The 9708-nt window shown below is 54.6% G+C and carries 9 protein-coding genes; 7 read left to right on the forward strand and 2 right to left on the reverse strand.

The window, feature by feature from the left end; all coding sequences use genetic code 11:
• From AABE20_RS08250 to AABE20_RS08260, 3 genes are all read left to right on the forward strand, one after another.
• Positions 1 to 398 (forward strand): ArsB/NhaD family transporter (locus AABE20_RS08250; protein WP_338332653.1); only part of this gene is annotated, 398 nt, incomplete at its 5' end.
• Positions 399 to 423: 25 nt separating this feature from the next.
• Positions 424 to 1122 carry an arsenical resistance protein ArsH gene (gene arsH, locus AABE20_RS08255; protein ID WP_034927494.1) on the forward strand — a complete coding sequence of 233 codons (699 nt, stop codon included), beginning with the start codon at positions 424 to 426 and terminating at the stop codon, positions 1120 to 1122.
• Positions 1123 to 1130: 8 nt separating this feature from the next.
• Positions 1131 to 2210: an ArsO family NAD(P)H-dependent flavin-containing monooxygenase gene (locus tag AABE20_RS08260; RefSeq protein WP_034927498.1), complete on the forward strand. Its 1080-nt coding sequence runs from the start codon at positions 1131 to 1133 to the stop codon at positions 2208 to 2210.
• 265 nt (positions 2211 to 2475) lie between these two features.
• Here the strand turns inward: AABE20_RS08260 and AABE20_RS08265 are convergent, their stop codons facing one another.
• Positions 2476 to 2874, reverse strand: coding sequence for a MerR family transcriptional regulator (locus tag AABE20_RS08265; RefSeq protein WP_003618791.1), 399 nt, complete (start codon positions 2872 to 2874; stop codon positions 2476 to 2478).
• A gap of 73 nt (positions 2875 to 2947) precedes the next feature.
• On the opposite strand from AABE20_RS08265, the gene AABE20_RS08270 reads away from it, so the two are divergent.
• The 4 genes from AABE20_RS08270 to AABE20_RS08285 are packed head-to-tail and all read left to right on the forward strand — an operon-like array spanning position 2948 to position 9198.
• A complete protein-coding gene (locus AABE20_RS08270; protein WP_010516881.1) occupies positions 2948 to 3598 on the forward strand; it encodes a cation efflux transmembrane domain-containing protein in 651 nt (216 codons plus the stop codon).
• Positions 3591 to 5033 (forward strand): TolC family protein, encoded by a 1443-nt coding sequence (locus AABE20_RS08275; protein WP_019088956.1) that lies wholly within the window; start codon positions 3591 to 3593, stop codon positions 5031 to 5033. Before AABE20_RS08270 ends, AABE20_RS08275 begins: the two co-directional genes overlap by 8 nt.
• Positions 5030 to 6064, forward strand: coding sequence for an efflux RND transporter periplasmic adaptor subunit (locus tag AABE20_RS08280; RefSeq protein WP_034932598.1), 1035 nt, complete (start codon positions 5030 to 5032; stop codon positions 6062 to 6064). The genes AABE20_RS08275 and AABE20_RS08280 overlap by 4 nt, the downstream gene beginning before the upstream one ends.
• A complete protein-coding gene (locus AABE20_RS08285) occupies positions 6064 to 9198 on the forward strand; it encodes an efflux RND transporter permease subunit (protein WP_034932600.1) in 3135 nt (1044 codons plus the stop codon). Before AABE20_RS08280 ends, AABE20_RS08285 begins: the two co-directional genes overlap by 1 nt.
• Before the next feature lie 26 nt (positions 9199 to 9224).
• On the opposite strand, the gene AABE20_RS08290 is transcribed toward AABE20_RS08285, so the two are convergent.
• Positions 9225 to 9437: a hypothetical protein gene (locus AABE20_RS08290; protein WP_003618805.1), complete on the reverse strand. Its 213-nt coding sequence runs from the start codon at positions 9435 to 9437 to the stop codon at positions 9225 to 9227.
• Positions 9438 to 9708 lie beyond the last annotated feature (271 nt).

Genomic DNA, 9708 nt, shown 5'->3' on the forward strand with positions numbered 1-9708 from the left:
TGACCGATCATCTGGCGGCGGCACTGGTCTGGCTTGGCCATCAGGGTCCGTTCACCGCCACGCTTGGCACCGGCTTTCTGGCGGCAGCCCTGTCGTCGGTTATGAACAACATGCCCAGCGTTCTGATCGGCGCGCTGGCGATCCAGCAGGCGCACGACATTACGCCTTTGACCCGCGATCTGATGGTTTACGCCAACGTCATTGGCTGTGACCTCGGGCCGAAATTCACGCCAATCGGCAGTCTCGCCACCCTGCTGTGGCTGCATGTGCTGGCATCCAAAAACCATCGGGTCACTTGGGGGCAATACATGACGGTGGGTCTGGTGATCACGCCACCCGTCCTGCTGGTCACACTTGCCGCACTGGCCTTGTGGCTGCCCCTGATCAGCCATCCCTGACAAGACCGAAGGATCTGACGGAACGATGTCCAAACCGGAAATGCCCGCCCTGCACCCGGAGTATCTCGAACAGGTCGATCTCGCACGATTGGAACCGCAACCACGGGTTGACCACCCACCACGCATCCTGCTGCTGTATGGCTCGCTGCGTCCTCGGTCCTTCAGCCGCCTGCTGGTGCTGGAGGCCGAACGCATCCTGAACGTACTGGGGGCCGAGACACGGGTGTTCGACCCAACCGGTCTTCCGATCGCGGATTCCGTACCGGCCACGCACCCGAAGGTGCAGGAACTGCGTGAACTCTCGATCTGGTCGGAAGGCCAGGTCTGGTGCAGCCCCGAACGCCACGGCAACATGACGGCAGTATTCAAGAACCAGATCGACTGGCTTCCCCTCACGGAAGGTTCGATCCGACCCACACAGGGCCGCACGCTGGCTGTCATGCAGGTCTCCGGCGGGTCACAGAGCTTCAATTCCGTCAACGCCCTGCGGGTGCTGGGCCGATGGATGCGGATGTTCACCATCCCTAACCAGTCCAGCGTGCCGATGGCCTACACCCAGTTCGGTGACGACGACCGAATGAAACCGTCTCCCCTTTATGACCGGATGGTGGACGTCATGGAGGAGTTGATGAAGTTCACTTGGCTGCTGCGGGACCGGGCCGACTACCTTGTCGATCGCTACAGCGAGCGCAGATCAGAACACCGCCTGCCTGAAAAGCTGTGAGCCGGGAAATGGCGGAACAGTTCGATGTTGTGATCGTGGGGGGTGGTCAGGCAGCACTCGCCGCCTCTTATTTCCTGCGCCGGGCCGGGCTGACCTATGTCATTCTGGACAACGGCGCACAGGCGGGAGGGGCGTGGGTGCATGGCTGGGACTCCCTGCATCTGTTCTCGCCGGCGTCCTACAGTTCGCTGCCCGGCTGGCCGATGCCAGACACACCGGATGGCAGCTATCCGACCCGTGACGAGGTGCTGGACTACCTGCGCCGGTACGAGGCGCGCTACACCCCGCCGATCCGCCGTCCTGTAACGGTCGGGCGCGTGGAACGGGCCGGTGGGAAATTCCTGAATATCCGCACAAACGCGGGCGATTTTCTGAGCCGCGCCGTCATCGGTGCGACCGGCACATGGTCGGCCCCGTTCATTCCTGATGTCGCGGGGCATGAATTCTTTGGCGGGACGCAGATCCATTCCGCGCACTATCAGATCCCCGCACCTTTTGCCGGTCGGCGCGTGCTCGTGGTCGGTGGCGGTAACTCCGGGGCGCAGATTCTGGCGGAAGTGTCACTGCTCGCGAACGCAACGTGGGTGACGCTGCAGGATCCGGTATTCCTGCCCGACGATGTGGATGGACGGGTTCTGTTCGAACGGGCGACCGCACGTGTCCTGGGCAACGCCGGCGCCATGCCGACAGGAGGCTTTGGCGATATCGTCATGGTGCCGCCCGTACGGGCCGCCCGGGAGCGCGGTGTCTTCCACGCGGTGCGCCCGTTCGTGCGCATGACGGCTACGGGCGTCGTCTGGCCCGGCGGACAGGAAGAAGCCATTGACGCGATCATCTGGTGTACAGGCTTCCGTCCCGCGCTCTCTGCATTTGCACCACTCGACGTGATCGAGCCGGACGGGCTGATCCACGTGAACGGGCAGCAGGCCATCAGGGAGCCACGCCTGTGGCTGCTGGGATATGGCTCTTGGTGCGGTCCCGCATCCGCAACCCTCCTGGGGGCGGGCCGTGTCGCGCGATCCATGATCCGGCAACTCACGGACTGGCTTGCATCACCGACACAGGATGTCCGCTTACCAAAACCTTGAGCGACTCTCTTTACGACCGACATGACGGCGACTGCCGCCTGTCTGCTCCTACATCACTGAGCAGACAGGCGGACTAGGGGGGGAAGCCGAATGTCTGCTTCAGAACTGGCCTGATCATAAACTGCCACCATGGGAGCACGTATAGTCCTTGAATTTTCCATGAGGATTTTTCAGATTCTGACACGTGAGGATGAGGCCGCATAACTATTTCGGGTAATCTTCCGTCAAATGCAGAATCGACTGGCTGCGAAAAAAGTCAGGAGAACTAATTATCAAACGGAGAAAGTGCTTCAATAATTCGGCATTCTGAAATATTACCTCCCCCGCATGATTCTATCATCGTAGAAAGTTCATGGCGCAATGCGATGAGATCCGCAATTTTGCGCTCAATTTCTGCCATATGGTCACGAGCAATTCTATCAACTGTCTTACAATCCTGGGTTCCCTGATCCGTTAGGGATAATAGAGCTCTTACCTGGTCTAATGAAAAACCCAGATCCCGAGATCGACGAATAAAAGACAGTCTCGCGAGTGCCTCATCATCATAAGTGCGATAATTGCCATCGGTCCGCTGTGGCGGAGCCAGAAGACCGATCCGTTCGTAATAGCGGATCGTCTCGACTTTGGTATTCGTCGCCTTCCCCAAGGCACCAATCGATCGCATTCCCTGCCTCTTGACCCTGTAGTTGCTACAGGGAGCATACATTAAAACAGATGATTCGTCAGGGAGGCGCTGGATGGCAGGAGGATGCTGTGGTGGATGCACAGATACGCCGCTACCAATCAATAAATCATGGCGGAGAGCGCTCCTGATCGCGCTTTTTCTCAATGCCAGCATGTTTGCCGTTGAAGCTGGGGCTGGCGTGTCGGTTGGATCTGCATCCGTACAGGCGGACGCGATTGATTTCCTTGGCGACAGCGCCAACTACGCAATAAGCCTCAGTGTTGCCGGAATGGCATTGCGATGGCGAGCTGGCGCGGCCTTTCTGAAAGGCCTGACCCTGTTCATGGCTGGGCTATGGGTAATGGCCAATGCTGGGTGGATAGTAATGAACAGCAACCATCCGCCTCACCCAGACGCAATGGGCGGCATTGGTCTGCTTGCCCTCGCGGTCAATCTGGCCTGTGCCCTCATATTATGGACACACCGGAAAGGTGATGCCAACCGCCGTTCTGTATGGATCTGCTCTCGTAATGATGCGATCGGAAATGTTGCCGTTGTGCTGGCAGCTCTGGGCGTGTTTGGCACTCGTTCTGCGTGGCCGGATATTGCGGTAGCTGCCATCCTTGCGATGCTTGGTATTAGTGGAGGTGTGCAGATTATGCGACAATCGAGAGTAGAACTAACAGATAACAAATCAGATATATCACGACATATCAATGTATAAATCATATAATACTCTAGAATATATTAAGCAGGTAAGGAGACGCACACGCTATAATGCGGCATTCATTCTCCTGATTTTTCCCCTGCTCTGTGGCTGTACAAATAGTGATCACTCAAATATTTCGCCGGAATCAGATGTCCAGAAATTTTCCAGCCGTCAATTTACGGATGCCGGATTGCAAGAATTCATTACAAAAGTTCTCGGACCAAACGTATCGAGTCAGGAAAACGCATGGGGCATCACTCGCCTGACGCTTGCTACCTTGTATTTTCATCCCGATATCCTTGTAGCTAAAGCTGAACTGGAAACGGCTCGCGCTGGAATCAAGACAGCCGGTCAACTGCCCAATCCCAGTTTCACGGTGCTGGGTGGCCCATCGGCTCATTACGTCGGCTACGGCGCGTCAATACTGATCGAATTTTTCGGCAGGCGTTATCACCGTATCAAAGAAGCCAGATATCGGGCTGCCGTCGCGCAATGGGAAGTCATCAATACTGCATGGAAACTACGCAGCGACACGCGGTCTGCTCTTCTCGGCGTCTGGGCTGTATCCGGGCGCCTCAAGCTTGTGGAAGAGACTGCGGCAGCTAAACGCGAACTCTTTACCCTGGAACAGGCACGTTTTGATCAGGGGCGAGCATCCGCTCTCGAAATATCGCAGGTACGGACGGAAATGATCCATGCCGAGTTGTCTGTCAGTGATCTGCGGCGCGAGTATGCCGTCCGTAAGGCAGCTCTGGCAGGAGCAATCGGGGTTCCTGCCGAAGCACTTGATTCCATTGCTCTTGATACAAAAGCATTTGATGTCTGTCCCGACCTCATGGAATACCGCGATTCACAGGACATGAGATACCAAGCCGTAATGCAACGCGCGGATCTGCGGGAACTTCTTGCGTCTTATGACGCCGCCCGACAGGCTCTACGGGTCGAAGTTTCCCGACGCTATCCCGATGTCACCATCAGTCCCGCCTATAACTGGGATATTTCAAATCGCTTTGAGGTAAATCCCTCTCTGCAAATTCCGATTTTCAATCAGAACGAAGGCCCCATAGCTGAAGCTGTTGGGCAGGAGCATGAGGCGGCGGCTCGTCTCCGGCGTGCAGAGAACACGGTGTTTAAGTCCATCTCGCAGGCTACGGCCAATTACCGCGGCACGACATCAATTCTGCTACAGGCGGATGAACTTGCCAAAACCGTACGGGTAAGGCTGAACCAGATGCAGCACCGCCTTCAGTCAGGCGCAATCGACCGACCAACGATGGTTATGACTCATATAGAGCAGATTCAAGCAGAGACCGCTCTTCTTGAAGCAGAAATTCAGCAACGGCAAGCCATAGGTCAGATCGAAGATGGCATGCAGCAGCCCATTTTTGATCACACCAGTGCCGCGCAGGTTTCCGGCCTGCTTGAAAATAACCAAAGGAACTCACCATGAAAGCGAGGGCCTTCTGGCTGCCTCTTGTAGGTCTTTCTGTCTTCCTAGTTCTAAACGTGGCGGACATTGCTATTGCAGATGATGATGATCCACCAGTTTCGGTTCTTGGCGAAGAGGCGACCGTGACGGTCTCCCCGGAAGCAGTTACGAAGAGTGGCATCGCTTCTGCACGACCCAGCATCGTGCCTTGGAGAAAGTTGGTTCCCGCCTATGGTTACGTTCTGAACGCAACACAACTTATCACTCTTGTTAGTGATTATGCTGACATGAAAGCGCGGCTGGAGAGCATGCAGGCACAGCAGACGCTTGCCCGTGCGAAACTCGATCGTGACAAAGGACTGTATCGCGACCGGCAGAATATCTCTCAGGAACAATTCCAGGAGACAACAGCCAGATTTCAGTCCAACTCAGCTATGGTAAAAGCAGAACAGGTCCGGGTGAATAACGCACTTAATATTATCAGACAGCAATTTGGTTCGGTCATATCTGACGCTACCGAAAAAAATACAATTTTCATTACACAGTTACTTCAACAACAAGTGGTCTTGGTCAAGGTGACCCTTCCACCAGATACGGATCTACCAACCCCACCAAGTCAGGCGGATGTGACCGATTATGGAAACACGGGTGGACACGGGACAATGCTCCACTATTTGTCTCCTGTAACCATGACCGATCCTGCTATTCAGGGGCGTAGCTTTTTCTATTTTGCGTCGGCTGAAAGTCAGCTTGTCGCGGGCATGAATGTTTCCGTTCTCCTGCCTACCGAAGAGGAACGTCCCGGTATCCGGATACCTGCATCAGCTATTATCTGGCTGCAAGGTAAGTCGTGGATATACCGTGATAACGGACACGGAAAATTTACACGCCTACCCCTTACGACCGACGTGCCGGACCGAGAAGGTGGCTACCTGATCCAAGATACTCCAGGACAAATCACACACGAAACGCAAATCGTCGTAGAGGGTACGCAATTACTTCTGTCTGAAGAATTCCGAGCTCAGCTTGAATCAGGAGACGATGACGACTGATGACGGGACGTTCTTTCAGCCTTCAGGCAGCTATTATCGGGTTTTCGATCCGCTTCCGGGGCGTGGTTATCGCAACCGCATGTCTGTTGTTCTTCTATGGCCTGTATGGCTTGAGACATGCCAGCTATGATGTGTTTCCGGAATTCATTCCGCCACGGGTCACGATCCAGACCGAAGCCGCTGGTTTTACGCCGGAACAGGTCGAAACATTGGTTAGTCGCCCAATGGAAATTGCCCTGACCGGCCTCCCGGGTATTCAGCGCGTGCAATCGACTTCGATTCAGGGACTGTCAGTCGTCAACGTCCTGTTTGCGACATCGACCGATATTTATCGCGCCCGGCAACTGGTCGGGGAACAAATGAATGTTGTTGCACAGCAATTGCCAGCCGGTGTTCATGCTCCGACTATGACGCCACTGACCTCATCCGCCGGTCTGGTACTGGTGATTGGTCTGACGTCGGAACAACAGTCCCTCATGCAGTTGCGCACGCTTACTGACTGGTCATTAAGGCCGCGTCTGCTGGCGTTGCCTGGTGTGGCTGGAGTCAGTGTGTTTGGCGGGGAGCGTCGGTCACTCCAGATACAGGTACATCCAGACCAACTCATCTTGCATCATATCGGACTTGATGACGTCCTTGCGGCTGCCCAGGAAGCAACTGGCATACAGGGGGCCGGCTTTATTGATACCCCGAACCAAAGAGTCGTTCTTCAGTCTGACGGTCAGGCCCTGACGCCAGAAAGTCTGGCCCGCACTGTGATTGTCCGCTCTGATAATGGTGCTGTCACACTGGGCAGTATTGCCACTGTAACTGAAGCCCCTATTCCCGCCTTCGGCGCGGCCAGTATCGAGGGAAAGACAGGCATTGTGGTTAATATATGGGAACAGTACGGTGCCAATACGATGGCTGTGACCCGGGAAATCGAGGCGGCACTTACCGATTTCCGCCCGCAATTGCAGGGACAGGGGATTACATTGCATGCTGACCTGTTCCGACCCGCCAATTTCATTACGACCGCATTGGGGAATGCCACACGAGCATTGCTTCTGGGCGGTTTTCTAGTGGTTGCCGTAATCTTTCTTTTCCTTTTTGACCTGCGAACCGCTGCAATCTGTTGCGCCACCATACCTTTGGCTATTCTGATAGCCCTGTCGTTGCTGGAGACACTCGGGGTTACTTTGAATGCCATGACCCTGGGGGGGCTTGCTATCGCCATCGGCGAGGTCGTGGATGACGCCGTGATCGGGGTCGAAAATGTTACACGCCGATTGCGTGAAAACCGGCTTCTGGTCCAGCCCGCATCTACAGCGCGCGTCGTACTCGATGCATGCGTTGAAGTCCGCAGTGCAGTGGTTTACGCGACCTTTGCTGTCATTATCGTTTTCTTGCCTGTCATCGCCCTTCCCGGACTTTCGGGACGACTGTTTGCTCCACTGGCAACAGCTTATGTTCTTGCGGTCATGGCTTCTCTTGCCGCTGCTGTAACCGTTGTACCTGCACTCTGCGCATGGCTCTTGGCGACGCCTGGAGAAACCCGGAGAGAGCCCCCCCTGGCAGGATGGACCGCCAGAGCTTATGAATGTCTTCTGGCCAGATTAATGCGCCATCCCCGATTTGTTATAGGCGGGATGATCCTGACCACCTTGATAGGGTTTGCGGCCCTTCCATTCCTTGAAAGCGATTTCATTCCTGATTTCAAGGAAGGTCACCTTATCATTCATATGACGGCTGCTCCGGGGACTTCCCTGGAACAGTCTCTGAAATTAGGTAGACAGGTTACAGAAAAACTTCGTCAGCTTCCCGAAATCCGTTCGGTTGCTCAGAGAGTCGGACGCGCCTCGCTGGATGAGGACACGTATGGACCACATACCAGCGAGTTTGAGGTTGATTTGAATCAGGTGGATGGGAAGGCTTCCCGACAGATTGATGCCCGCGTTCGCAAAGCGCTTGACGGGTTCGTTGGGGCCAGTTTTTCTGTCAGTAGTTTTTTGACGATGCGCGTAAACGAAACCCTTTCTGGTTCGTCTTCGGCTGTGGCAATCAATATTATTGGCGATGATCTGGATGTATTGGATATCCAGGCAAATAATATTGTCCGCATGTTGCATCAGATACATGGCGCAACAGATGTCCGGATAGAAGCACCCCCTGGTGTTCCGGAACTTGCTATTCGGCTACGCCCTGCTGATCTGGAGCGCTGGGGGCTTCGGTCGGCGGATGTACTCCGATCCATCCATACAGCCTGGCAGGGTGAAACCGTGGGGCAGATATACGAGCGTTCTGCGGCTTTTAATGTTATGGTTCGTCTTGATGACGCAAGTCGTAATGATGTTGCGTCTGTCGGCTTCCTGCCACTGCATACTGTTCACGGAAACTACGTACCACTCCGCGCTGTCGCAGACATATATGAGACGAACGGTCGCTATCAGGTGTCACATCTGGGAGCACAGAGAACACAGACTGTCACCGCAAATGTTACAGGACGATCAGCTCAATCTTTCGTTCAGGACGCACGCACGGCTATAGCAAAAAATATCAAACTGCCTCTTGGAACCTACGTTCAGTTTACATCCGCAGCGGAAGCTGAATCACAATCACGCAAGGAACTGTTTATAAATTCCGGGCTCGCTGCCATAGCGGTCATGATTCTGCTCTCAATAATCACACAAGGATGGCGCAATCTCGCTCTGATACTCGTCAATCTTCCCTTCGCATTTGTCGGCGGCATTCTGGCAATCATTGTTTCCGGCACAACGCTAACTCTTGGGGCAACAGTCGGCTTCGTTACTCTATTCGGGATTACGCTTCGGAATTCGGTGATGATGATTTCGCATTTTGAGACTTTGGTCGAGCGGGAACATCTCACATGGGGAGTAACAACAGCGCTCCGGGGGGCCAGAGACCGCGTCGTCCCCGTACTCATGACATCGCTCGTTACGGCGCTTGGACTGGCGCCTCTGGCTGTTGATATGAATGCGCCTGGGCGGGAAATCGAAGGACCTATGGCAGCTGTCATTCTTGGAGGGCTCATGACATCAATGATACTTAACCTGTTTGTTTTGCCTATTCTTGCTGTCAAATTTGGTAGTTTTTCTGAAAACGAAACGGGAGTTCCGGAAACCTTGTTCAAGTGACAGGTATGGGCCACTGCTGCACAGAACTACTTGAAGATTATGTCCGATATGCCAATAGAACCCAGAATGAAAACTGCTTCCGTATCACGCTCGGCCACCATTCGGTCTGGCTCGACCTTCTGGTTGGGTTCGGAATTGCCTTCATGAATCTTGACGCTGTCCAGAAAATCTGGATTGCCGCCCGCACCGAACATCATCGTGTCAAGGCCGAAAACCGAAAGCATCGTTGCCCGATCCAAATGATTTATACTCCCTGCCCAGTGGCTTCGGGCGTGTCTTGCTACGGCCAACCTAAGCGCCTGTATTCTTGCTGGTTATTTCCCATAACGATCACCCCACTCTCGGCTCCAAGTGATAGCGGGGGACTGCGCGGACTATGTCCGTTATGCGAAAGGCGAGCCAACCCACTTTTATGTCCGACATGAGGCGGAAGCCGACATGGAGGCATCGCTCCGTCATGCAAAACTACCCGCAAGCCACTCCCTGAGCTTCGACCACCGTCGCCTGCCA

The sequence above is a fragment of the Acetobacter zythi genome, assembly GCF_963921165.1.
Classification (GTDB): domain Bacteria; phylum Pseudomonadota; class Alphaproteobacteria; order Acetobacterales; family Acetobacteraceae; genus Acetobacter.